18 protein-coding genes and 1 pseudogene are annotated in these 24615 nt (G+C 42.7%); 5 read left to right on the top strand and 14 right to left on the bottom strand.

Features of this window, described 5'->3' with window-relative positions:
• Positions 1–56: 56 nt before the first annotated feature.
• Entirely contained in the window at positions 57–1523 is a 1467-nt protein-coding gene (locus AB4263_RS07500) for a cobyric acid synthase (protein ID WP_017069093.1), read from the bottom strand.
• Between the two features lie 286 nt (positions 1524–1809).
• Here AB4263_RS07500 and AB4263_RS07495 point away from each other — a divergent pair, with 286 nt between their 5' ends.
• Both AB4263_RS07495 and AB4263_RS07490 read left to right on the top strand, forming a co-directional pair.
• Positions 1810–2187 (top strand): YgiW/YdeI family stress tolerance OB fold protein, encoded by a 378-nt coding sequence (locus AB4263_RS07495; RefSeq protein ID WP_048608277.1) that lies wholly within the window; start codon positions 1810–1812, stop codon positions 2185–2187.
• 98 nt (positions 2188–2285) lie between these two features.
• Entirely contained in the window at positions 2286–2810 is a 525-nt protein-coding gene (locus AB4263_RS07490) for a hypothetical protein (protein WP_017069094.1), read from the top strand.
• A gap of 137 nt (positions 2811–2947) precedes the next feature.
• Here the strand turns inward: AB4263_RS07490 and AB4263_RS07485 are convergent, their stop codons facing one another.
• The 4 genes from AB4263_RS07485 to AB4263_RS07470 form a co-directional block, all read right to left on the bottom strand.
• Positions 2948–4555 carry an ABC-F family ATPase gene (locus AB4263_RS07485; protein ID WP_080582218.1) on the bottom strand — a complete coding sequence of 536 codons (1608 nt, stop codon included), beginning with the start codon at positions 4553–4555 and terminating at the stop codon, positions 2948–2950.
• A 324-nt stretch (positions 4556–4879) separates the two neighbouring features.
• The gene (locus AB4263_RS07480) at positions 4880–5566 is read right to left on the bottom strand and encodes an ATP-dependent zinc protease (protein ID WP_017069095.1); all 687 of its coding nucleotides are present in this window, start codon (positions 5564–5566) and stop codon (positions 4880–4882) included.
• Positions 5567–5577: 11 nt separating this feature from the next.
• Positions 5578–6762: an amino acid aminotransferase gene (locus AB4263_RS07475; protein WP_017060118.1), complete on the bottom strand. Its 1185-nt coding sequence runs from the start codon at positions 6760–6762 to the stop codon at positions 5578–5580.
• Positions 6763–7004: 242 nt separating this feature from the next.
• Positions 7005–7844, bottom strand: coding sequence for an AraC family transcriptional regulator (locus tag AB4263_RS07470; RefSeq protein WP_137001489.1), 840 nt, complete (start codon positions 7842–7844; stop codon positions 7005–7007).
• Between the two features lie 211 nt (positions 7845–8055).
• On the opposite strand from AB4263_RS07470, the gene AB4263_RS07465 reads away from it, so the two are divergent.
• Complete coding sequence (locus tag AB4263_RS07465; protein ID WP_372098012.1) at positions 8056–9003, top strand: MATE family efflux transporter; 948 nt, start codon at positions 8056–8058, stop codon at positions 9001–9003.
• 129 nt (positions 9004–9132) lie between these two features.
• Here AB4263_RS07465 and nrdG read toward each other — a convergent pair whose 3' ends face one another.
• Both nrdG and nrdD read right to left on the bottom strand, forming a co-directional pair.
• Positions 9133–9603: an anaerobic ribonucleoside-triphosphate reductase-activating protein gene (gene nrdG, locus AB4263_RS07460; protein WP_372098011.1), complete on the bottom strand. Its 471-nt coding sequence runs from the start codon at positions 9601–9603 to the stop codon at positions 9133–9135.
• A gap of 154 nt (positions 9604–9757) precedes the next feature.
• On the bottom strand, positions 9758–11878 hold the full coding sequence (gene nrdD, locus AB4263_RS07455) for an anaerobic ribonucleoside-triphosphate reductase (RefSeq protein WP_102394372.1): 2121 nt from the start codon (positions 11876–11878) through the stop codon (positions 9758–9760).
• A gap of 303 nt (positions 11879–12181) precedes the next feature.
• Between nrdD and AB4263_RS07450 the strand changes: the two genes are divergently transcribed.
• Complete coding sequence (locus tag AB4263_RS07450) at positions 12182–13057, top strand: endonuclease/exonuclease/phosphatase family protein (RefSeq protein ID WP_017064569.1); 876 nt, start codon at positions 12182–12184, stop codon at positions 13055–13057.
• Positions 13058–13220: 163 nt separating this feature from the next.
• On the opposite strand, the gene AB4263_RS07445 is transcribed toward AB4263_RS07450, so the two are convergent.
• The 5 genes from AB4263_RS07445 to AB4263_RS07425 all read right to left on the bottom strand — a co-directional run bounded on the left by AB4263_RS07445 (position 13221) and on the right by AB4263_RS07425 (position 17230).
• Positions 13221–13652, bottom strand: coding sequence for a YeeE/YedE family protein (locus AB4263_RS07445; RefSeq protein WP_016787649.1), 432 nt, complete (start codon positions 13650–13652; stop codon positions 13221–13223).
• A complete protein-coding gene (locus AB4263_RS07440) occupies positions 13652–14113 on the bottom strand; it encodes a YeeE/YedE family protein (protein ID WP_010429747.1) in 462 nt (153 codons plus the stop codon). The genes AB4263_RS07445 and AB4263_RS07440 overlap by 1 nt, the downstream gene beginning before the upstream one ends.
• A gap of 202 nt (positions 14114–14315) precedes the next feature.
• Positions 14316–15548, bottom strand: coding sequence for a glycosyltransferase (locus tag AB4263_RS07435; protein ID WP_372098010.1), 1233 nt, complete (start codon positions 15546–15548; stop codon positions 14316–14318).
• 97 nt (positions 15549–15645) lie between these two features.
• Complete coding sequence (locus AB4263_RS07430) at positions 15646–16110, bottom strand: GNAT family N-acetyltransferase (RefSeq protein ID WP_372058727.1); 465 nt, start codon at positions 16108–16110, stop codon at positions 15646–15648.
• Positions 16111–16132: 22 nt separating this feature from the next.
• On the bottom strand, positions 16133–17230 hold the full coding sequence (locus AB4263_RS07425; RefSeq protein WP_372058726.1) for a ketoacyl-ACP synthase III: 1098 nt from the start codon (positions 17228–17230) through the stop codon (positions 16133–16135).
• A 122-nt stretch (positions 17231–17352) separates the two neighbouring features.
• Here AB4263_RS07425 and AB4263_RS07420 point away from each other — a divergent pair.
• Positions 17353–17562, top strand: a pseudogene (locus AB4263_RS07420) (thioredoxin domain-containing protein); the annotation flags it as partial.
• A gap of 498 nt (positions 17563–18060) precedes the next feature.
• On the opposite strand, the gene AB4263_RS07415 reads toward AB4263_RS07420, so the two are convergent.
• Both AB4263_RS07415 and AB4263_RS07410 read right to left on the bottom strand, forming a co-directional pair.
• Complete coding sequence (locus AB4263_RS07415) at positions 18061–19482, bottom strand: hypothetical protein (protein ID WP_372098009.1); 1422 nt, start codon at positions 19480–19482, stop codon at positions 18061–18063.
• Positions 19482–24440, bottom strand: a complete 4959-nt coding sequence (locus AB4263_RS07410; protein ID WP_372098008.1) for an AAA domain-containing protein — start codon at positions 24438–24440, stop codon at positions 19482–19484. The genes AB4263_RS07415 and AB4263_RS07410 overlap by 1 nt, the downstream gene beginning before the upstream one ends.
• Between the last annotated feature and the right edge of the window lie 175 nt (positions 24441–24615).

Raw genomic sequence — 24615 nt, 5'->3', positions numbered from 1 at the left:
TGTTATCACTTATCTATTGTTCGTTTAAGTTCTTTAGCTAACTTCTAAATGGCGGCTTAAGCTGTTAACTCTGGCCAAAGCAGATCAAGATTTAAGTACTCTTCGATGGCATCAGCGATTCGATTAATACCCAGCTCTTTAAGCTGTTCGTGGTCAATCGCGGTCACATCGTTGGCTCCTGCCCATTCGCAAATAAGCGACAACGCATCACTGTTGTCGAATACGCCATGCAAGTAAGTACCAAAAATCGAGTTATCTTGATTCACAGCGCCATCTAGGCTGCCAGATTCTAACTGAACCGGTAAGGCTGTTTCTTTGACATCAGTCCTACCTACGTGGATTTCATACCCTTTTACTTGTGCTGTTTTGCCATCCAGCGTCATGGTGCCGCGTACGTTGGTTAAGGTTTTCTGCTGTGTAAGGGTCGTTTCAGTATCCAGATACCCTAACCCTTCGCTGCTGCCGGGTTCCCCTTCAACGCCATCAGGATCGTGGATGATGTTACCTAACATTTGGTAGCCACCGCAGATACCCATCACTTTGCCGCCTAAGCGCAGGTGGCGTTGAATATCTTTATCCCAGCCTTGTTCTTTTAGGTAATCCAAATCTGCTCTTACCGACTTTGTACCCGGCAAGATAATTAAATCAGCATTGTTTACACGTTCGCCTTTACCGACATAACGTAAATCAATCGAAGGATTCAATCTTAACGCGTCAAAGTCTGTATGGTTGCTGATTCGGGTTAGCACTGGCACCGCCACCTTAAGCTTAGCTTCTCCGTAAGACTCTTGAGCAGAGGTAATGGCATCTTCCGCTTCTAAGTTAAAACCATGCAGATATGGCAAAACACCAATGACTGGCTTGCCGGTTTTTTCCTCTAGCCAATCTAGGCCAGATTGAAGCAGTGCGATATCGCCTCTAAAACGATTTATCACAAAGCCTTTTACACGAGCTTGTTCAGATTCAGACAATAGAGCTAATGTCCCGTAGAGATGCGCAAAAACGCCACCACGGTCAATATCAGCAACGATGATCACAGGGATGTCCGCTTTCTCAGCAAATCCCATGTTAGCGATATCATTTTCACGAAGATTGATTTCGGCTGGGCTCCCCGCACCTTCAATCATCACGCTTTCATATTCTTCAGAAAGTCGGTCAAACGAATCGATAACTGTATCCATCGCCACTTTCTTGTAATCATGATAACCCGTCGCTTCCATGTTGCTCAGCGCTCGGCCTTGCAGAATCACTTGCGCGCCGGTATCTGAATTAGGCTTTAACAATACAGGGTTCATGTGAACGGTTGGCTCTATATTACAAGCTTGCGCCTGAACCGCTTGAGCGCGACCAATTTCGCCACCATCTTTTGTCACAGCACTGTTTAACGCCATGTTTTGTGGCTTAAAAGGTGCCACTTTGATTCCTTTCCTTGCCAAAACACGGCATAAACCTGCCACCAAAACACTTTTTCCGGCATCTGACGTTGTCCCTTGAACCATAAGGGCACTTAATGGTGCTCGCATTTGTACTTAAATCCTTAATTTCTTAATTTCTTAATTTTCAATTTATAGCTGTGGGCAATATTTCTCTGCGACCATCTTAACGTCATTGCCGAGTAGATGCTCAATAAAATGAATGGAAAATGAATGTGTTACTCACTCTGGATTCAACCCCAGTGTTGTTTAATAGCTCCATCGAAACGAAGCTTGTGAACGATAACAGGCGCTTCAACAAAAAACGTACTAACGAAAAGAAACGTTTCAAATTCAGAAAAACGTTTCTACTAAAAACAACATTAAGGGATTCACCATGAAAAAAACTGTATTAGCTATCGCATCTACTATTATCCTTGCTCCTACTTTCGCAATGGCTAGTGACCACAACAGCAACAAGCACGAAAGCGCTATTGCTTATACTGGCCCAATTGAAACCGTTTCTGTTGCGACACTACTTGCCGACACAAGCATGTTCGCAGAGCAAGAAGCAATTGTGGATGGCAAGATCGTTCGTCAACTTAAGAATGACACGTTTGTCTTCTCTGATGGCCAGAGTGAAATTCAAATCGAACTTGATGATGATATCCGCCTAGCACAACCACTGACCGCTGATACAAAAGTTCGTATCTTCGGTGAATATGAAGGTGGTAAGACACCTGAAATCGAAGTGGACCACATCCAGGTTCTATAAGCGATTAATATAAAAATACCGACTTCAAATAATTGGCCTGCATATTGCAGGCTTTTTTGTATTATACTGCCGCAAAATACAATTTATATGGAGTCACCATGCTAAGTTGCACGAATAAGACTGTCCTTTTAGGACTCGCTGCACTGTGTTCATTCTCTGCGTCTGCAAACAACTTTAACTACAACACATTCGAGCTGCGCATGGGTACTAGCCCAAGTACTTTCGGTGGTGAAGTCACAACAATGTTCACTCAGAACTCTCATTTTGTTGCTCGTATCGATTCAGAATTTGAAAGTGATTGGGATGCAGCGGTAGGTATGGGATTCAACGGCCCAATCAGTCAATTTGCTGACGTTACTGGCCAAATGTTACTGCACAACATTGAACGGAATGACGATAACCACATCAAAACAGAAATTAACCTTGGCTTGAGAGCTTGGTTAATGGCAAACGTTGAAGTTAACGCACGCCTTGGTCAACTGATCGACAACGATGACACTCGTTCAATTTTGGGTATCGGTGCTCGTTTCCATTCAACTGATCAACTGTCTGTTGGTCTTGATATGCGCAATAACGGCACATATGGCCACCAAATCTTAATGTCGGCTCGATTCGGATTCTAATCTAGATTTCAATTACTGAGTAATAAATAGCTAAACGTATTACATAGAAAAGCCCCGAACATATTAATGTTCGGGGCTTTTTTGTTTGTTAGTTTCGCTGGCTTTTAGTCGTTCACGACCTGAGCCAGCGACTTGCTTTATAAGCTAACCATCAGCATCTTTTTCTGGTGATCTAAGTACTCTTCATAAGTACCTTGGAAGCTCACTAGCTGTTGATCTTTTACATCGATGATGTGTGTTGCTAATGAAGAAACGAACTCTCGGTCATGGCTTACGAAGATAAGCGTGCCAGTGTAAACCTTCAACGCGTCGTTCAGGGCTTGGATTGCTTCCATGTCCATGTGGTTGGTTGGTTCGTCCATTACAAGCACGTTGATGTCTTGCATCATTAGCTTGCCGAATAACAGACGGTTCTTCTCACCACCAGAACAGTTACGCGCTTTTTTGTTCGCATCGTCAGCAGTAAACAATAGGCGACCTAGAATGCCACGTACCATAAGGTCATCGTGCTTCACTGTGCGCCATTGTGAGATCCAATCGAAGATGCTCAGGTCGTTATCAAAGTCAGACGTACTATCTTGTGGGCAGTAGCCTACAGATGCGTTTTCAGACCATTTTACGATACCTTCGTTTTGCTCTAGCTCTTGAACTAGGCAACGTAGCAGCGTGGTTTTACCTACACCGTTCTCACCGATAACCGCAAGACGAGTACCCGCTTCAAGCAGCAAGTTACCACCGGCAAACAATGTTTCGCCATCGAAGCCGTGACCAAGGTCTTGAAGTTCAAGCGCTTGACGGTGTAGTTTCTTACCTTCGCCAAAATCAATAGATGGGCTCATACGGCTCGATGATTTCACTTCATCAAGCGTGATCTTATCCATTTTCTTGGCACGAGAGCTTGCTTGTTTTGCTTTAGATGCGTTAGCACCAAAACGGTTTACGAAATCTTGAAGCTCGCTGATTTCAGCCGCTTTCTTAGCGTTGCTTGCTAAAAGCTGTTCACGAATCAAGCCAGATGCTTCTAGGAAGTACTCGTAGTTACCAGGGTAGACACGTAGCTCACCGTAGTCGATGTCTGCCATGTGTGTACACACAGAGTTCAGGAAGTGTCTATCGTGCGAAATGATGATCATTGTACATTTACGCTGGTTTAGCTCTTCAGCAAGCCAGTTGATCGTGTGAATGTCCAAGTTGTTGGTTGGTTCATCAAGAAGCAGGATATCTGGGTTTGCAAACAGAGCTTGTGCCAATAGCACACGCAGTTTCCAACCTGGAGCTACTTGCTGCATCAAGCCGAAATGGAACTCTTCTTCAATACCCGCTTGAATTAGGATGTCGCCAGCACGGCTTTCTGCTGTGTAGCCATCCATTTCCGCGAATTCACTTTCAAGTTCTGCGACTTTCATGCCGTCGTCTTCGCTCATTTCTGGCAAAGAGTAAATACGGTCACGTTCTTGTTTTACTTCCCAAAGTTTTCTGTCGCCCATGATCACAACGTCGATAACGCTGTACTGTTCGAAAGCGAACTGATCTTGGCTTAGCACACCCAGTTTTTCTCCTGGAGTGATAGAAACGTTGCCCGAGCTTGGCGTTAATGCGCCACTTAGGATTTTCATGAACGTTGATTTGCCGCAACCATTAGCGCCGATCAAACCATAACGGTTGCCGTTACCAAATTTAGCAGAGATGTTTTCAAACAGCGGCTCTGCGCCAAATTGCATTGTGATGTTCGCGGTAGATATCAAAGAACTAATTCCTAAGCGTGTACTGACAGATAATTATTAGGCTATTTCAAGAACCTAAATAAGAAGTACGAAAGTATGGATTAAACAAAAATCGAAGCGCGGATTATATAGAGATCTCGATCACGTTGTCGAGGCTAAACAGTAAACGAATAGTAAACATAGACCATTTAGATGCTTTTCATACGTTATGGGGGTGTAAATAAAAAAATCCCCACCAGCAGAACTGGTAGGGATTTCATTTATCAACACTAAAAGTCTTTTAAGCTCGTCACCTTTGAAACTATAGCTCTTCAAACGAAAAGCTTTGATGACGAGCAGAACTTGTTATTTAGTAATTTTCTTCTGAACGTATTTTTTGCTCACGTCGACAACCGCAACATCTCTAAAGAAGCTTCTACCCAACAGAAGTGGGAAAGAAAGATGCGTTCGGTCGGCTAGCGTAAATTCAGTTTTGTCTTTTAGATCGCCAATTTGAATCGAAGCTACAACCACAGCGCGTCGTTGTGTGCCTTCTGCGCTTGATTGCTTGATCTTAACCCAGCGTTCTACTGGTAAGCTGATCTCTTCAGTTGTAATTCCGTCGTGTTCAATCTTGAACTTAACCCAGTCTTTGCCGTCACGTTCAAAATCAACAATATCAACTGCACTGATTGAAGAGGTTGTTGCACCGGTATCGACACGTGCTTTAAACGCTTCTTTTAAACCAGGAACAAACACCCACTCTTCTTCACCAAGAATCAGTTTGCCATCACTTGTTTTTCTAACCTTCTCTACTGGTTTTTCAACAGGTGCAGGTTTTACTTCCGGCTCAGTTGGTTTTACTTCTTCAGGCTTCTCAGTAGGTTCCGTTACTTTCTCGCCTTCTGTTGCGTCAGTTTTTGAAGAGTCATCCACAACAGGTTGTTCGATTTGAGGCTTTTGCTCTGGCTCAACAGGAGCTTGAGTTGTAGCCGAACAAGCAAACAGGCCACCACTTAGCATTAAAACTACAATCGCTTTCCAATTATACATTCAGTCACCTTCTATTTTGAAACGTTTGCTATCGCTTTTGCTACATAAGGAATATGAGATTCGGAAAGGCCTGCGATATTGATGCGTCCATCACCAACACCATAGACTCCATATTCTTCACGTAATTGATTCATTTGAGTTTCTTTAAAGCCTAGTACACTAAACATGCCTTTATGGCTTTCAATGAAGTCAAATTGTGACGTGTTATAAGTATTTCGCAATTCATCACATAGACTTTGGCGCAGATTTAACAAACGTTGCTGCATTTCACTCAATTCTTGCTTCCAAATCGAGGTTAGCTCTTGATTCTGAAGAATTGTTTTAACCAAAGCTGCACCATGATCTGGCGGCATTGTGTAAGTTGAACGAGCAAGCGTTAGAAGCTTACCTTTAGCATTGCCAACGTGTTCGCTGTTTTTGCCAATCACAATAGCGGCACCCGTTCTTTCACGGTATAAACCGAAGTTCTTCGAGCAAGATGTCGTAATCAACATCTCTTCGACGTTGTTAGCCATGTGTTGAAGACCTTTTGCGTCTTCTTCTAAGCCATCACCAAAGCCTTGGTAAGCAATATCAACGAACGGCAAGAAGCCATTTTTCTGCGATAGTTTGGTAATTTCCTGCCACGCCTCAAAGTCGATATCCGCACCCGTTGGGTTATGACAGCAACCGTGCAGTAGTACCACGTCTGATGGACCCGCTTTTGAAAGGTCATCCAACATTCTTGCAGTATCAACTTGCTTCGTTTCAGGACTGAAGTAATTGTAATATCGAACTTTTAAGCCTGCCGCTTCCATCACCGGTTTGTGGTTAACGTAGCTTGGGTTTGAAATCCAAACCGTGGTGTCTGGTTGAGAAACTTTCATTAAGTCACCCAACATGCGAAGTGCACCACTTGCACCCGGTGTTTGAATCGCAGCTACGCGATCCATTGCAGAAGTCCCTTTAAGCAGCAGATCAACCATGCTCTGGTTAAACTCTTCACAGCCTGCTAGGCCAACGTAAGCTTTGGTTTTCTGAGTCTCAACAACGATATCTTGAGCCATAGAAACGGCTTTCATGATCGGAGTTTCGCCTTGATCGTTTTTGTAAACGCCAATGCCTAAGTCGACTTTATCAGTACGAGTATCGCCGCGGTAAGCAACAGAAAGAGATAGAATTGGATCTAAAGTTGGTTTTGGTAGATGTGAAAACATGAAAGTCACAACCCTTTGAAATTCAAGTAATGGATTTCACGTTAACATTTTCGTACTAAAATCAGAAACATTTTTTAATAGAAGCGCTTAGTTACCATAAGTAATCAGAGATTGGTCGTTTCAAACGGATAAATAGTGCAAATTTCAAACACCTAATGACCCATTGCACAATTCAAATTGCTTTATTTCTATGCGTCTTATGTTCCTATATTCTTATGTTTGCACGTGCTCTATTAAGATTACTACTGGGCACTCTGTTTGAATTGTCTTGGTGTCATTCCTGACCAAGCCTTAAACCGAGTGCTAAAGTTAGCGGCATTGGGATATCCAACTATCTCGCCAATGTGTTGAATCGACCAATCACTCGACCTGAGCAGCCTTGCAGCGTATTCCATTCTCATACGCATAATATGAGTCATCGGGCTATGAGAGTAATAACGTTGGCACAAACGATGGAAGTGCGGCTCTGAACAAGGAAATAGGTTTGCTAGCTCATGCACATTCCACTCTTTATGAAGCTGCTTTTGAACACTGTCGAACACACGTCTCAAGCGAATCAAATTTCGAGACTGTTGCTGCGGGACTGGTGCATTAATCATGAACTCTATTTGGGCTACGCTGTGAATGGCAATCGCTCCGCCTAAATCAATGGGCAAGGCAATACTTCTCAGCAAGGTATGAATACAAGACGAGACGACTTCGGCTGCAGGAGAGAGCGTATAACTCACTTCATCATTGACGACATTATCCCAATGCTTATCAGGCGATAGAAAGATCCACGCTATCTGCCATGTTTCTTCTTCAATCCCAAAGCCATTCTCAACGCCTGCAGGCACAGTAATGCACGACCCCGGCTCTAGAATATAGCGACACGCCCCACTTTCTAACCACCCTTTGCCCCTAACCGTGTAAAGCAGCATGTGTTTCTGTGGATTCTTCCGATGGACAGAAAAGAAATCTCGGCACGACGCCGTCCCACACTGAACGATACCCAATTCTTCGAATGCCAATACATGGCTTTGATCGACAAACTCTTGGTGTGTCTGATCAGAGATCTCGTACCGTTCGTGTTTCTCACTCATTTCACTGATCGCTCATTAGGTTTGCCTGCAATTAAATCGCCACTTTAGTCATTCGATAGTTTTGGAATAGATGATTTTGAAAACAGATCGTTTTGACAAATAGACAGATTTTGAAAATAGATAGTTTGGCAAAAGTTTGTGATGAACCTGAACAATACAGCCTAAACAAATGCCGATAAACTTCTCGCATATTAACCACAGGGGAAATGCGATGCGCTCGACATATCGTCATCTAGACAAAGATTTCTGGCAAAAGCTTTTACACATCGGTTTGCCTGTATCGCTACAAACCATGTTGTTTTCATTACTCGGCGTGGTCGATATTTTTATGGTTAACCAACTGGGTGACTCTGCAACTGCGGCGGTTGGTGTGGGTAACCGCATATTTTTCTTCAACTTGATCATGGTATCCGGGATTAGCGGCGCTGTCAGTGTGCTAGCTTCGCAATATTTCGGTGCGGGAGATTTCAACGGAATTAGACGCACATTAGCACAGTCATGGGCATTGTCTGTCTTTACCATCATCCCCTTTGTGTTGATTTATACATTGGCTCCTGAATCAGTCGTGTCTGTGGTGGCCTCAGACCCTGATTACGTCCGCTTGGCAACGGATTACCTTTGGATAACAGGAGCCAGCCTTTTTGGTACCGCGATCGTAGTGCCCTTAGAAAGCGCACTGCGATCGGTCGGCGAAGCCAAGCTACCCACCAAGATCAGTATTTGGGCAATCATCGTTAATGCGATTCTCAATGCATTGCTGATCTTTGGTTTGTTTGGATTTCCAGAACTGGGCGTAGTTGGTGCGGCTATTGGCACCACGGTGTCTCGATTCTTTCAGACGATAGCGCTGCTTATCATGGCGAAGAAACACTACGCGCATCTATTCCCGACATTAAGTAATTGGCGAGAAGCGATATTACCGAAGCATAGAAAGAAGTACTTCACGATAGCAATACCTATGTTGGTTCATGACACAGCATGGGCAATCGGTATTCCCCTTGCTTACTTTACTGCGCTGGTGTTGGGTTGGCCGCTAGAATGGGTGTTGATGATTGTGTTACTGGAGGAGTTAGCGAAGATCGCTTTAACTAGCCAGCGAATTCACTCTAAGAAATGGATCAACAATCTAATCGACGAGCCTGAGCACATTCCTATATAAACAGGCGATAAACTGACACTGACGTGCAGGCGATAGATTCAAAGAACTCACACCCAAGGGCTGATTTGTAGCATTGCGCTAACCATGACGCCCTTTTTCGTTTACGAGTGTGCAAAATCACGACAGCAGTTATATATCAGTAAATCGATGGATAATTTGGTTTGAACTACCACGCCAATCCAACATTGGATCCGCTTTGTCTTGCTCAAAGCGACCGTCAATTAAGGTATCAATGTATTCAAGCACTTGCTTCTGCTTTTCATCGAGTTCGTCGAGTTCGTAACCAGTCCACATCCAAATATCTTTACCTTCGCATTCTGCTTTTACACGCTGAACAAGCTTAAGCACTTCAGACACGTTTGCAGGATGCAGAGGATCACCACCAGAAAGCGACAAACCACGACGCTTGATTCGCGGATCATTGAGATCAGCAATAATGTGGTCTTGAAGTTCTTGAGTGAACAAATGCCCAGAGTCCAACCTTTGCGTCGATTGGTTATAACACCCGCGACACTGGTGTACACAACCCGACACAAACAAAGTGCAGCGTGTTCCTGGGCCATTTACAACGTCGATGGGGTGATATTGGTGATAATTCATAAGGCAGTATTGAAACTCGTTATTGCTTAATAGTTTGAAGTGAAGAGCTGTCACAGCTGAAACGAAAGAATTGGTATCGACACAACACCGATACCAATCTTATTTCTTGAAACCTAGCTCTTCTAAGTAAGCTAGATAATGATCTTAGCGGTTACTAAAGATGCTTCACGCGACGTTTAACTTCTTCTTGCTTACCGAAGTTAAATGGTCGTGCATCTGGGCTACCAAGGTAACCGCAAACACGGCGTGTTACCGATACTTTCGTAGAATCATGGTTGCCACACTTAGGACACGTAAAGCCCTTACTTGTACAGTCAAACTCACCGTTGTAACCACACTCGTAGCACTCATCAATCGGCGTATTTGTACCGTAGTAAGGAACACGTGTGTAGCTGTAGTCCCATACGTTTTCTAGTGCTTCGATGTTCTTCTGCATGTTCGGGAACTCACCGTAACAGATGAAACCACCACTAGAGATTTCAGGATAAGGCATCTCAAAATCGATCTTGTCGTATGGGTTCACTGTCTTCTGCACATCTAAGTGGAAGCTGTTGGTGTAGTAACCACGGTCTGTCACACCATCAATCACACCAAATTCTTTGGTGTCGATGCTGCAGAAACGGCTACATAGGTTTTCACTTGGTGTGCCATATAGGCTGAATGCGTAACCTGTCTCTTTTGTCCAAGATTCCACTTCACGCTTCATGTATTCCACCAGCTCAAGCGCTTTAGCACGCATTTCGCCATCGTCGTACAAGTGAACGTCAGTGCCGTAAAGCGCTGTCATTGCTTCGTGGATACCAATGTAACCAAGAGAAACAGAAGCACGGCCGTTCTTAAAGATATCAGCGATAGAGTCGTCTGCTTTCAAGCGAACGCCACATGCACCTTCCATGTATAGGATTGGAGCAACACGTGCTTTCACGTTTTCTAGACGAGAAATACGAGTTTCTAATGCACGACGAGCCAGCTTGAGTTTATCATCAAGCAGTTCGTAGAACTTAGCCATATCTTGTTTTGCGTTAATCGCAATACGTGGCAAGTTCAAGCTAACAACACCTAAGTTGTTACGGCCTTCGTGAATCAACTCACCATTTTCTTCGTAAGTATTCAAGAAGCTACGACAACCCATAGGAGTTTTAAATGACCCTGTCACTTCTACTACTTTGTCGTAGTTAAGAATGTCTGGGTACATACGCTTAGACGCACACTCTAGCGCTAATTGCTTGATGTCGTAGTTTGGATCTTGCTTCTGGTGGTTCAAACCATCTTTGATCGCAAATACCAGTTTAGGGAACACGGCTGTTTTACGGTTCTTACCCAAACCTGCAATGCGGTTTTTCAAGATTGATTGCTGAATCAATTTCGAGCCCCAGCTTTCACCTAAACCAAAACCAAACGTCACGAATGGTGTTTGACCATTAGCGGTGTGCAGCGTGTTTACTTCGTACTCCAGAGATTGGAACGCGTCGTAGCACTCTTTCTCAGTACGAGAGATAGCAAAAGCTTCTGGGCTATGAATGTCCCACTCTTTCGCTAACGATAAATGCTTCTCGTAGCTCGCCATTACGTAAGGTTCTAGAACCTCGTCGATGCGGTTGATCGTTGTACCGCCGTAAATGTGGCTCGCCACTTGTGCGATGATCTGTGCAGTTACCGCTGTTGCTGTAGAAATAGACTTAGGCGTATCGATTTCCGCGTTACCCATCTTGAAGCCATGCGTTAACATGCCTTTCAGATCGATAAGCATGCAGTTAAACATTGGGAAGAACGGTGCGTAGTCTAGATCGTGGTAGTGAATATCACCACATTCGTGAGCATGTACGATATCACGTGGCAAAATGTGAGTTTTCGCATAGTGTTTAGCCACGATACCCGCCAGCAGGTCACGCTGAGTTGGGATTACTTTGCCATCTTTGTTCGCGTTTTCATTGATTAGATCAACGTTGCTTTCTTCGATCAAACCTTCGATCTCACGAGTTAAAGCGCTTTGCTTCTCACGGGCGATGTCGCGGTCATGACGATATTCAATGTAGGCACGAGCCAGAGACTTGTATGGTCCCTGCATTAGCTCGTTCTCGACCATGGTTTGAATTTCAGAGATATGAACTTCATCGTAGTCTTCGAGCTTCAACTCAACTGCTAATGCCACATTCAGTGCATAAATAGCAATTTCCTTATCGGCTTTGTCTGATGCTGCTTCCACTGCAGCTTGGATGCGATCTCTACTGAATGGAGCTCTTGAGCCATCACGCTTGATTACGATTGATTTCACCACTTCTCCTTACTCTTGAGGTATTCACAGACTTATCCACAAACACACTATATAGAGCGATTTATCGTTTAACTAACACTAGATATTGTGGCGTATTTAACGAGAACCACCAACTTTGAGTATTGATTTGGATCAATAAAAAGAGAACGCTGACTAAGATCAATTCAATATTATTACGCTAGTTCTCAAGTCGAAAAGAAACAATGTAACAATAAAAAAACTCCTAAAAAGAGTTGAATTTTTGGTAAGTGTTGTAGGATAACGGCTCATCAATATTGGCAGACAAAATTAGGGATATTTGGCATGAAACGACTTCAAAACTGGATAATGTTAGGCTGCTTACTCAGTAGCCAGACATTTGCTGAACCTTTGACCATATCCAGTTGGAATATCGAATGGTTATCAACCAACGAGGCTGTGAATAAGTTTTCTGACAAACGTGATCAAGCTGATTTCGACAAACTCGCAACTTATTTTCAATCCTTAGACGCAGACGTGGTTGCGTTTCAAGAAGTCGATAACGTAAATGCCATTCAGCGTGTGGCTGGTGATCAATACAAGATATTGATGTCTGACCGGGCGCTATCTAAGAACAGCAACCGCCAATTTAAAGAAGTGAACCAATACACGGGATTTGCAGTTCGTAAAGGAGTAGCCCTCACCGACTACGCTGACTTTCCGCTTGAAACCACATCCAACAGTAAACTTAGGTTTGCCAGCTATATCGTTGTAGAAACAAACTTTAAACCCATTCACATGTTGTCTGTGCATTTAAAGGCAGGTTGTAGCGGAGCGTATAAGTCCAACCGCGATTGCTCTCGTTTAAAAGAGCAAGCTCAGCAACTGAACAAGTGGATAAAGCAAAGAGAGCGCAATAACGAAGACTACGCCATTCTTGGCGACTTTAACCATAACCTCGCTTACTCACGAGATTGGATGTGGAAAGAGTTATCACAATATACTGATGCGCAGTTAGCGACACGAAAGACCCGTGCAGATTGTAAGGTACGCTCTAACCGCAACAATTATCGCACACATCAGTTCCGCTCTGTTATTGATCATATTGTGGTGAGTGAGTCGCTAAATGCTTCTCCTGCAAAGCAGAAGGTATTTGAAACACAAGATGTTCTGGACTACAAACTCAGCGACCACTGTCCAGTTTCAACGACTATTAAATAGTAGATTTTAGATAACAGCAGATTGTAGATAACTGAAAATAATAGAAACAGTAAATATAGAAAGAGGCTGACTGACTTTCGTGCTGAAAGCGAGTCAACCTCTATGCTTGGTCAGCTCAGAACGGATAACGTCAAAGCCAATGTAATCAGCTATAAGCTTGCTACTAACACGTTTTGTTCATACGATCCGCCAGCCACATTCCCACCAGCATGCTTATCATAAACACCCACACCGTCGGGTTGCCGCCACTTAGGCTGGTTACCGCAGGGCCTGGGCAAAAGCCTGCAATCCCCCAGCCTAAGCCAAACGCTGTAGATCCAAGAATCAGCTTTCTGTCTATCAACGGATTGTTACGGCTATCTAACGGCTCGCCATTGATGGCTTTAGCGCGCTTTTTAATGACCAGATGATAAAACGGTGCAAAGACCAATAGCGCGCCACCCATGACGAATGCCAAACTAATGTCCCAGTTACCGGTAATGTCTAAGAAGCCGAGTACCTTCTCAGGATCAACCATCCCTGAGATGATCATGCCAGAGCCAAAAAGAATACCTGCGACCAAACCGATAACGATAGTAAATGAAGCGTTTTTCATTATGCCCCCAAGCCAGTCAGATTCTTGATAAACACGGTTACGATTGCCACACCCATAAATACACAGGTCGCAACAATAGAACGTTTAGATAAACGAGCCATTCCGACAATGCCATGCCCGCTAGTACAACCGTTCGCTGTTTTAGTACCAAAGCCCACCAGAAGGCCAGCAATAATCACTAAAGCGAGATTCATCTCTTCTAACTGCGGAAGTTGGTAGCCCGTCGGAATTAATAGCCAACCACTTGCGACCATTCCCACAACAAAGGCGATACGCCAGTGTTTTTCGGTGTTTGCTGTATCCGCATCTTTACGTTCTTTGTTGCTGGTGCCAGTTGGCAATAATCGGCTGACAATGCCACTAATGCCAGCAACTCGACCAATCCCCAACATTAAAACAATGGCCGACACGCCTAACAACATGCCGCCGAAAAAAGCATCCCAAGGAATCAAACTAAGCACAAACCTCTCCTATCCACAAACATCATAAACTCATAACAACCTATAAATTAGAGTTTACTAATAAATATAAATTAGTCAATGCTAATGTACTGCGAGTATGTGTCGTTTTGTAAGTCTGGAATTAACAAGCGCCCTGCATGAAAAAAGCCCCTAGGTGTTAACCTAAGGGCTTAAGATTTATTCTGTCTTTGGTAAAGAACAGCTATTTGACCTTGTTCTTCTCAGCAATCCATTGCGACATGTATTTAGTGCTCGCCATACTATGGTGCTTAAGCATTGAACCAAAGAAATTATTCAGTCGATGCGCATCAAGCTCAGAACCTAGCGCAGTCAGTCGCTCGATCAATTTGACGCCCAGTTGATTCTGTTCATAGTGCGCTTCAAGAATTGAATGACATTGGCTTTGAGCTTTAAGCCATTTCTTTTCATCTTTATAAAGAGCGACAGCTTGTTCAACAAACTCATCAATATCATCTGACACTGCGCCCGGCCATTGCAGTTCACCTTGCGGTAGCATGCCTTCACTGCCGATCTCGCTGGTTACATTCGGAGTTTGCAGCTTCATCGCATCAAGTAACTTGCCTTTAATGCCTGCGCCAAATCGTAAAGGTGCAACACACACACGAGCCTGCTCCATCACTTCTTGAGCGTCTTTCGCCCAACCTTTGATATGGAAACCGGTTTTTGGATTATGCAAAGCGGTTGCTTTCGGCGGCGGATAAGATCCGTAAATATGAAGTTCACTATCAGGCAACTGCTTACGAATCTTCGGCCAAATCTTCTGTAACTGAAGCACTGCATCCCAGTTAGGCGCATGTCTAAAATTACCTATCGTCATGAAATGCTTACGTTCTTCAAAGCCTTTCGTACTTTCAGGCAACGTGTTGAGATCAACCATGAACGGCAGGTGATGTAATAGTTTTGGATCGATATTGAACTCAGATTGGAGCAATTCCATCTCGTAACTTGAGATGATCAACGAAAGATCACAGCGCAGGATTGCAGCGATTTCACGTTTCGCCAAGTCACTGTACAGGTGCTCTTTCGTTAACTCTGTCTCTTTCTTAACAGCTTCATGTCGAGCATTGCGTAGGAATTGTAAATCTTCAGTATCCAGTAGCTTAAAGGCATTGGGACATACCTTCTCGACGCGCCAGCCGAATTGCTCTTCCATCATAAAACGGTCAAACATCACAACATCGGGCTGCAGCTCTTCAATGTAATCGTCGAAGCTATCGCAATTTAACTGTATAGATTGGCTTGTGATGCCCTCTTCAGAGAGATCAATCATGTGTTCGGTTTCTTGAGCGGGTGTTGCAAATTCAACTGACCAACCTTGTCTCTTAAATAGACGTAAAAGAGACATCATATGGCTGCCAGCCGCCGATGAATTCGGTTCTGGCCAAACGTAGCCAATTGCTAAAACTTTCTTCAAAATACTTCCTAAGAAATAACAAAAGGGCCACAGAAGCCCCTAATAAAACGTTAATCGAGTTATGCCGCTGATAATAATGGTTCTAAGAACTCAGCGATCAGATTCGTTCACCTACATTGCGAGCTATCATAAGCACTTCATCGGCTGAGTAAAAGTTTGAAATCGTGGTTTCGACTTGAGCGCCCAATGTCGACTGATAGAGCTTTTGTGCAAAGTTATCTGCTCTGGTGGTCACTAATACATGTTTTAGTGTCGAGCCCTGCTCTGATAGCTTCTGCTTCACTTGAGGCAAAGAGTCTAGAATCAGCTTTTTGCCCAATCCTTGCCCCTGAGCACTCGGTAACACAGCAAGTTGTTCTAGCTCCAAAACAGCTTCAGGCCTAAACCCACTCTTTTGAACCCAAATAATGTAGCCGACAATCTCGCCATCGCTTTCAGCAACAAAGTTAAGAAAGCGTGGCGCAGCATTTAAGTTACATTGTAACCATTTTTTTGAGTTTTGCTGTCGAACAAAAGTAGCTTGGTGAACTAAAGCCGCTCCATCGAGGTCGGCTTCTGTCATAAAACGAACTTGCGCCATGCTGCTACTCATTCTCAGAATTAGGACGCGTTTTACAGTGTAAAATGGCTTTCTCTAGAAGTTCTAATGCCGAGCTATCTGCTTCTGGAAGCTTAGCGTCCGATTGACCTAACGGCTCAACACGGCTACCCCACTTAATATGGCCTGCCCCCCAAGTTAAACCGGCACCGAATGCCGCCACAAGAATGTTTGAGTTAGGTTTAACAAAGCCTTGCTCTAACGATTCACACAATGCAATCGGCACAGTCGCAGCCGATGTGTTGCCGTAGTTTTGAATGTTCACAAACGCTTTCTCACGTTCAATGCCCGCCATATCACACAGAGTTTGAATAATTCGGATGTTCGCTTGGTGCGGAATCACAACATCGATGTTTTCAGTTGAGATGCCAGTGCGACTCAATACTGTATGTGCTGCAGCGCCCATTCCTTTCACTGCACGCTTGAAGATCTCTTTACCAACGAAATCAAAATCCCAGTAACCGTTATCAGCAGCAAAGCGGTCCATAGAAGTACCGAATTTTGGTACTGCTAGAATGTCACGGCCCTCTGCGTCACAACCGATTTGAGCTTCTTGTAAACCCACTTGCTCTTCAGTACGTGATAGAACCACAGCGCCAGCGCCATCACCGAATAGAACCGCAGTATCACGCTTGGTCCAGTCGATGAAGAATGAAAGACGCTCTGCACCCACAACGATCGCATTGCGGTAGTTGCCCGCTTGAATCAATCGAGTTGCTGTTTCAACACCGTAGATAAAGCCTGTACACGCTGCATTAAGGTCAAAAGCTGCTGCGCTCTTGATGCCTAAGTTCTGTTGAACTTTAGACGCGGTATTTGGAATAAGAGAGTCTGGACTGCACGTCGCTACGATCACAAGATCGATATCTTCGGCTGTTAAACCAGCACACGCCATTGCATGTTGAGCAGCAACGGTCGCTAGCTCAGAGGTATTTACATGACTGATACGACGATTTTCGATACCAGTTCGAGTACGAATCCACTCGTCAGACGTATCAATGAAAGTGCTTAAATCATCATTGGATAGCACGGCTGGTGGCAGACACTTTCCCCAGCCCGTAATTTCAGCGTAAAATTTTGTCATCATTTACCTGTTTATTGTTTGTTTTTATTTGAGTATCTTATTCTTGTTTTAAACAGTATAAGCGTTCCGTACATGATTCGTAAATCGCGTTAGGCACGGAGACGCAATAAAAAGAGAAAGTTATGTCTACATTCAACACACGTTGCCCTTCTTGCGGTGGCGTAAACCGAGTTCCTTCAGAAAGAATTTCAGAAAGCCCTACTTGTGGTAAGTGCAAAAACGCACTTCTAGACGGTGCACCAATCGAAGGTACGTCACTGAATTTCCAATCAATTTTGAACAGTTCACAGCCTGTCGTTGTCGATTTTTGGGCGACATGGTGCAACCCATGTTTTGTGGATGCGGTAACTGCGGCTTAAATCTTGTCAATCATAAGTAAGCTCTTTTCTCGAGGTTCGCTCAAATAGAATATAATTTTTTATATGGAAATAGAGCGCTATTTATCTAGTTTAATTTTTTAGCTGGTCCCCAGTAAATGTATAAAACGTAAATTTGTTAGTGATAAATATTAATAATAATCACCTTTATATATATAGTCTGGATTTATTCTAGAATTTGATTTATTTCCAATACATCATGAATGTGTCGCTGGGTAACTAAAGGCACTACCTGACAATAAAGATTACTAGACTAAGGTTGATAACTTTCTCTGCTTGTACGCCACTACCTATTTTTATCCTTGCACATTTCAGGATATAGACGTGTTTCGGAAAGTTGAATGTTAGAGGTTAATCGATACGTGCAGGTATGAAGAATTTGAAAAGCTCCACCATCGATGGTGGAGCTGTTGTACACAAGGTTGTCGCTTTACTTACTAAAAATCCTCGATATCATAATTTCTCTAACAACCCTAAATTATGCTTCTTATTGAATGAAGATGAGCCACCAATATAATCTTCCGCAATATCAGAAATAGTATTTATCAGTTTTAAATCCGTTGTTATGAAACCTACCGGAATGCTGACGGGATGTGTTTCTGGCCTTGACACGTGGTAGCATACAACCGCAAAAGTTCCCTCAAGTACAATGACCTCTACACTTCCCCCAAGAAAACCCTCAATTAAGCCATGGAGGTTATTTGACCCATTCCTAAAATCATTTTTCCAAGCTCCAATCGTCCGCCTATCCGTCACATCTGACAACGGCAGATAAATGTAAGGGGTGTATATACGTTGAGGATTATTTTCTTGTGTAAGCTGCGCTTGTTCTATTTCATTGAAACAAAGCTCAAGCTTTTTACTTTTTCCCCAAAAAGCATCAGAAGGTGCAATCCACGTAAATTGCTTTACAGCTTTATCCTTTGATTTCATGAAAGACGCTGGAAGTCCCTTCAAAATCTTTCGAATATGCTCCCAGTTATTTCCAGCATAAATGGGACCTACAAATGGAATTTCTTTTTTATCATCAAGCAAAGCTTCTGCATAACGATGTCCTAATGCTGCAATATCTATTGAGTTGCTATTGAATATATCTTTTGTCCAAGTATCACCAAAAGATTTCATAGCCACACCAATCTCTTGAATGTTCTGGCCCTTTTGGGATTGATTTAACGCAATAGTTATTGCTTCATGCACTTCAGATGAGTCATTTAAATTATCGAAGTCTTCTCGTTCAATGGCTTTTCCTTCTTGATCAATTGCAAAGTAAGTCGTTAAACGCATTGGATCTTGTGTTAATTTACTGACGGAATCAATTGTATAAATACTAGGCCGTTCACTTCCTTCGGTACGAACTCCTTTTAAGTACTCATTATCCAATAATTGATAGAAATTCCTTTGAAAGTTTGACTTTGCTAACCCTTCTGTTTCGGATAGCTTTTTATTATCAACGGACAACTTGATGCCAGTATGCCACCCACCCGAACTGCGTTTATTCCCAATGCAGTTAAAGCCACAAAGTTCAAATGAAAGCGCAGCACCAGTTTCTTGGATTGAGTTGGTTTGAGGCGGTTTGCCAATCCCTTCGAAGTACCCTGCTGATTGCTGGGTGAGTTGAACAAGACCTAGCTCATTAAAAACAAGGTCCCCTTTGTCCATCAAATCACCAATAGCTTCATTAACTTCAAGCTTATTTAAACCTAAATAAGTTGCAATCTGAGATGGTTTCATAGGTGCTAGTTGCACTAACCTCAGCACAAACTCTCTCATGAACGAAAGTCCCTGCTTAGTCACGTATGAAAAGCGGAAGTTAAAACGCTGAGCAGGTACTATGAAATCTACCTCATGATAATTTGATCTAATTTCTTCAGTCATTATTTGACTCCATTAAGGTCGCAATTAATTTTGTGGATACGATAGTCAGACGAATCTTTGGTTTGTCCAGATATGTAACTTAGTACTTTGCCTAACGGCAGTGTACTGTTGTGTCCTTGCCACATATGGGTTGAACCAACAATCATCAACCGATCCATTGCCCTAGAAATTGCGACATTAATGCGATTCGGAGTTCTCAAAAACTTTGGTTTCTTATCGCGACTTGAGCGAGTCACAGAGAGGATAATGACTCTGTTTTCTTTACCTTGATAGCTATCAACGGTATCAATTTTAATAAGGTCCTTGAAGTCATCGCTCCACTCTATCTCTTTGAACTTTTGGCGAATTAGTCTTTTTTGTTCGCCGTACATGCAAATAACACCAATGGCTGCTTCACCTTTTTTCACCACGCCCTTTAGCTCCGCGACAAACTCAGGTTTATTAGCGATATCTTTTAATAAATTGATAATGATATCTGCTTCTGTTCGGTTATATATACTGACGCCACGATCCCTGCGATGGTCAGCCTTGTCACCCAAATGCGATGTATCAACCCAAGACACCACGCTTTGCAGCATTTCAGGAGCAGCACCATAGATATCAGGAACTTTACGCTCACCATTTTGTAGTTCACCCTTATAGAAAGTATCCGAAACGATATTTCCAATAGGTGGTGCCATACGATACTGTGTCAGCAAGGATGCGCCTGCTTGCTGACCGTATGGTGATTCAAACGCTCTCGCGAAATCACTTTGCAAAACAGCGTCGATATCAATGTCTTTGTCGGCCAAACCAAGTTTAAGAGCCAATGCTTTTTTATGTGCATCAGAATACAAAGGAGGTAATTGTTGATGGTCACCGACGAGTAAAACTCTTTTGCCCGATTGCATCGCAATAGCAAGCTCACTCGCTATTGAACGAGCTGCTTCATCGATAATAACCCAATCGTATTGATTATCGGCGATACCTAAATGACGTTGCCCTATACCAACACAAGTACCAGTCACTAATTGTCTAGAACGAGCAAAAAACTCATCATAATTAACACGCTCTGTTTCAAGTACATCTAACATATCGCCTGAGATATTGGCTAGTGCTATAGCTTTTCCTGCTTCGTCAGGCCTAACTGAATATCTCGAACATAAGTACTGAATCACCTTGGTTTTTGCATTCCGAACATCTAAATTTTCATCGTAACTAATGCCATATTTGCTACTTAATGCTTCGCGGATAGTCGCATCTAAATCAACTACATTTGTCTTAATGATGTGCTGCTCATCTTTTTCAAGCCCCCCATCCTTCATCGACTCCAATGATTTATGCAAAGTATCAATCTGCTTAAACAAAGTGAGCTCAGCTTCCACCAAATCAGTCAAAAACTCAGCCTGTAAGCCAAGAGCTTGAGACAACGATGAAACTCGATACTTTGCTTCAGCTCTAAATAACTCTCTTTTTTCTGCAACTATCGCATTTGAGTAAACATCTTTAAGACCTGTTGAAACTGCACCTTCTCGGTTACTAAATCGAACAACATCCAATTCCGTGTCAAGACGAGAACAGTGCTTGCGAATCCTTTCTGCTGCCGTATTAACGGCTTCATGCGATTGACTAACTAGAAGAATATTTTTTACATTCTGCTTTTCTATCAAGTGGTGCACAAATGCCGCAATGAACTCCGTCTTACCTGTCCCAGGGGGACCTTGTAACATTGAAAGAGGCCCGTTACTTAATAGTTGCTGGAATGCTTTCCTCTGTTGCTGATTCAGGCTAATTTTATTGTTATGCTCATCGGTACGATCGTAACGAGCAAAGTCGTCAGATGTCACTGGCTTATCATATTGTACCGTCGGAGAGCTGCAATCTGGATCAAAATACTGAGCCAGGTTACTAACAACACTTTCATGTTCCAAAATGCGCTCTAAAGCTGCCTTACGTTTAACGTAAGAAGCTTTATCTTGCTTTGTACGGAAGAAAACTTGGTCTCCATCCTCTAGATTCCTTGCTTTGAAACCGACGCGATGTAATCTAATCTCATTGAGTGCACTTTGTTTAAGCTTAACTTCACCGAGGCGAACTTCATCCTCGCCTACAATTCTTAAAGCTTCAATAACATCATTTTTATTAAATTGCCCTAGTGCATCAACGTCAGAAGTGTATGGAAGAATTAGTTCGTCATCAGAATCTTTTACTTCGTTTGCCCCCCCAATTACCTCAATATATGGATAGGCTTGGGTTTCAGTCTCCAGAACTGCTTTCCACAATTTATCAGTTGATATTACAAGATGATCTGGAGACGTATTTTTAGCCTCAATGTTTTTAAATACTTGAGCTAGCTGGCTAGTAAGCCCATCAACTTTCTCCTCATCTTCAACTGGTTTAAGTACCGTTTCTACTGTTCTATTAAATGACTCATTGCCCATCAACTTTTTAGTTAATTGGCTTAATTCCATAACAGAACCAGACTTAATCGTGATGGCAAAGTCTAAAACCAGTTGGCATCTTTCAATATCTTTCGGATTAATGGAGTCTCGTGCACGAGGTGGGAAAGAAACAATAAAGCCTTTTTCATTCGTTGTGTAAATGACACGAGCACTACCGCCAAGCCCATAAAATGTAACCATTACATCAGTACTGTTTTGGTTACTTTTCTCGACATGGACATACAATTTTCCGTTATCGGGATAAATTGTAATCATTTCAAAATCTTTGTTGCTGCTAATAGTAACTGGGGCAATAGATACAGATTTCTTAGGTTTTAAAGCTGCTTTAAATCGAACAAGATCTTTGAATCCTGCACTAGGATCGCTCGCCTCAACCTTTAGGGCATCACTGAGTTCTGGTAATTCACTTAAATCGACTCCCCATTCACCACCTAGTAGTTCGAACGACAACCTCATGACTGCAAAATTATCACGCTCAAAAGGTGTACAGTTATCTATATTTTCGGGGCTATAAAGATGATTTTTCGGTTCATCACCATTAGCAGAGAAATCAGGCACATCTATAAACGTTAAGTCAAAACCGTCAACTGTCTTAGTTAGAATAATGTTCTCTGGGTGTAAATCGCCATGATAGAGGCCTAGCCCGTGTAAATGCTCTACAGACTCAACTAACTTATCAATCACCGCCAAACGTTGCTTGCTGCCAATAGATACCTTATTCCAAGTTAACCCTTCAACCTTATCTGTTACCATAAATAGGCTTGAAGACTTAGTGGCAATACCAAACTCTCTAACACATGGCAGGTATGGTGGGTTTATCGATCTGATCTTCTCAAGACGTTGTAAAAAGTGCAGTACTTTATAGCTTAGTGCTGGGTCATCAACTGATGGATTAACATTAAGCCATGCTTTTACCATTAACCCATCTGATACATAAACTTCCTTCTCGTCAGTTTCCACGATAAGGTCATCATCTTCACGATATTGACGGGAGTGACTAATGTTTCTTCTATAGGGCTCAAGTTCACTATCATCAAATTCAAATGTACATGCATCGCTCGGCTCAGCTTCTTTTAACGCATCAAACAGTTCTTCAGCATTATGATAACGCCCCCCAGCAATTGCATTTTCTATGACCAAACCGTACCATTCTGGGCAAGAAGCTAGGTTCTCATCTAGTTTTTCTAAACTAACCGGCGAAATTCGTTCATCATTCAAAATATGCCAACATAAAATGCCAAGTGTTTTTACATCACTTTGAAATGGGGACAGCTCATCATCCGCATTTTTACCCGATATAGATAACTGTGAGCGATAATCACCAACAGTGCCAATGGGTTGATGGTAGGCAGAGATGAAGTTAGATAATGCAATCTCTTTACCAGGAGAAATCCAAAGACTATGGTCTCCTAAATCACGATGAGCAACTTTCATCCTATGCAAGTCTGCAAACTTAGCTACTAGCAACTTAACTAAGTTTGCGCGGTCAACTTCAGAGAAGTTTTTACCAAACTTACCAATGAATTCGTTAAATCGAATATGGTTTGGTGGTAGTTCAAATACTTCGTTAAATTCAGTCGTTACATCATCAGGCTGTACATTGGTTAAAGAACGTAAACAGTGTTTATATAAGTCTAAGTTCTGGTGCTTGATATAGCTGAGCACCTCTCGCTCCCGAGAAACGATGCTATATCGACCTTCAGGTGTCCCGCCTTTCACCCCATCAAAATTTTTAAAATTCCAGACACGCAGTAACGCTTCGTCCTGTTTGGATGATTCTGATTTCGCTAAAAATTCCTTGTACAACTTGGTTGGGTGTTCATCAAATATCAGTGATTCAGCTTTGTAGCCATTTACACTAATTTGTTTAGGTGCGGTTGAGTTGCCTAAGAACAGTTCATCGAAAATAGCGAAATCTTGGTTCAGAACTTGCGCATTTGGATGAGGACGAAACTTATCATTGAATGTTTTTTGATCGGCGTAAGTTAAGAACTCATCTAGGCTAATCGTGTGATGTAATTCTGTATCTGGGAGTTTGCTAAAATCAGCATTGCCTGACATCACAACGAAAAAATGAACAAACGGTGTGAAACCTTTATTGCTAAATCGGTGTTTCTCACGTTTAAGCTTATTGTCCAACAAGAACTTCTTGTTTCGCGTGACACTCACAGGAGAGCGTCCCATCAGCTGATTATTCTTGTACCATTTATCCTGACTACAAGTAATCTCACCATGATTCCAATCTTTCAACTCAATAATGAAAACATTACAATGAGTCACAATGACAAGGTCAAACTCCCCTTCGTAGCCACGATCTGAATCCACAAACCTAAATCCAGCATATCCTTTCCATGGGAACATTGATGAACCACCAATACTGCGCAGTTGATCTTGTAGAGAACCACCACGTGCTGGTTTGCTACTCTTCAATTTCGGTTTGGCAAAAGCAGCTTTAATCATATCAATGGCTTTAATTTCTTGGGCTTGAAGCCCTCCTTCCCAAAGTTCTATTTCCAAGGTTTACCTCGTTATTAACTAACTTTATAAAAATACAGGCATAATATGCACAATCCGACATACCAATCTGAGCACATAATAAAGTATTAGTTAGAATAGGTCAGCCTAAGACAACAGTATTGAGTTAAAATCTTAGATCCAAACCGTTTTGGGACAAAAGTAAGCTTGTGCCATT

The organism is Vibrio sp. 10N.261.55.C5 (assembly GCF_041470505.1).
GTDB lineage: Bacteria > Pseudomonadota > Gammaproteobacteria > Enterobacterales > Vibrionaceae > Vibrio > Vibrio crassostreae_C.
This window is presented reverse-complemented; position numbering and strand designations above follow the sequence as displayed.

What these genes read in the sequence shown, in the direction of transcription:
- AB4263_RS07425 (WP_372058726.1), bottom strand. Translation starts at nt 17,230, where the DNA reads ATGACAAAATTTTACGCTGAAATTACGGGCTGGGGAAAGTGTCTGCCA.
- AB4263_RS07475 (WP_017060118.1), bottom strand. Translation starts at nt 6,762, where the DNA reads ATGTTTTCACATCTACCAAAACCAACTTTAGATCCAATTCTATCTCTT.
- AB4263_RS07450 (WP_017064569.1), top strand. Translation starts at nt 12,182, where the DNA reads ATGAAACGACTTCAAAACTGGATAATGTTAGGCTGCTTACTCAGTAGC.
- AB4263_RS07480 (WP_017069095.1), bottom strand. Translation starts at nt 5,566, where the DNA reads ATGTATAATTGGAAAGCGATTGTAGTTTTAATGCTAAGTGGTGGCCTG.
- AB4263_RS07415 (WP_372098009.1), bottom strand. Translation starts at nt 19,482, where the DNA reads ATGACTGAAGAAATTAGATCAAATTATCATGAGGTAGATTTCATAGTA.
- AB4263_RS07430 (WP_372058727.1), bottom strand. Translation starts at nt 16,110, where the DNA reads ATGACAGAAGCCGACCTCGATGGAGCGGCTTTAGTTCACCAAGCTACT.
- AB4263_RS07445 (WP_016787649.1), bottom strand. Translation starts at nt 13,652, where the DNA reads ATGAAAAACGCTTCATTTACTATCGTTATCGGTTTGGTCGCAGGTATT.
- AB4263_RS07465 (WP_372098012.1), top strand. Translation starts at nt 8,056, where the DNA reads ATGCGCTCGACATATCGTCATCTAGACAAAGATTTCTGGCAAAAGCTT.
- nrdG (WP_372098011.1), bottom strand. Translation starts at nt 9,603, where the DNA reads ATGAATTATCACCAATATCACCCCATCGACGTTGTAAATGGCCCAGGA.
- AB4263_RS07490 (WP_017069094.1), top strand. Translation starts at nt 2,286, where the DNA reads ATGCTAAGTTGCACGAATAAGACTGTCCTTTTAGGACTCGCTGCACTG.
- AB4263_RS07495 (WP_048608277.1), top strand. Translation starts at nt 1,810, where the DNA reads ATGAAAAAAACTGTATTAGCTATCGCATCTACTATTATCCTTGCTCCT.
- AB4263_RS07470 (WP_137001489.1), bottom strand. Translation starts at nt 7,844, where the DNA reads ATGAGTGAGAAACACGAACGGTACGAGATCTCTGATCAGACACACCAA.
- AB4263_RS07500 (WP_017069093.1), bottom strand. Translation starts at nt 1,523, where the DNA reads ATGCGAGCACCATTAAGTGCCCTTATGGTTCAAGGGACAACGTCAGAT.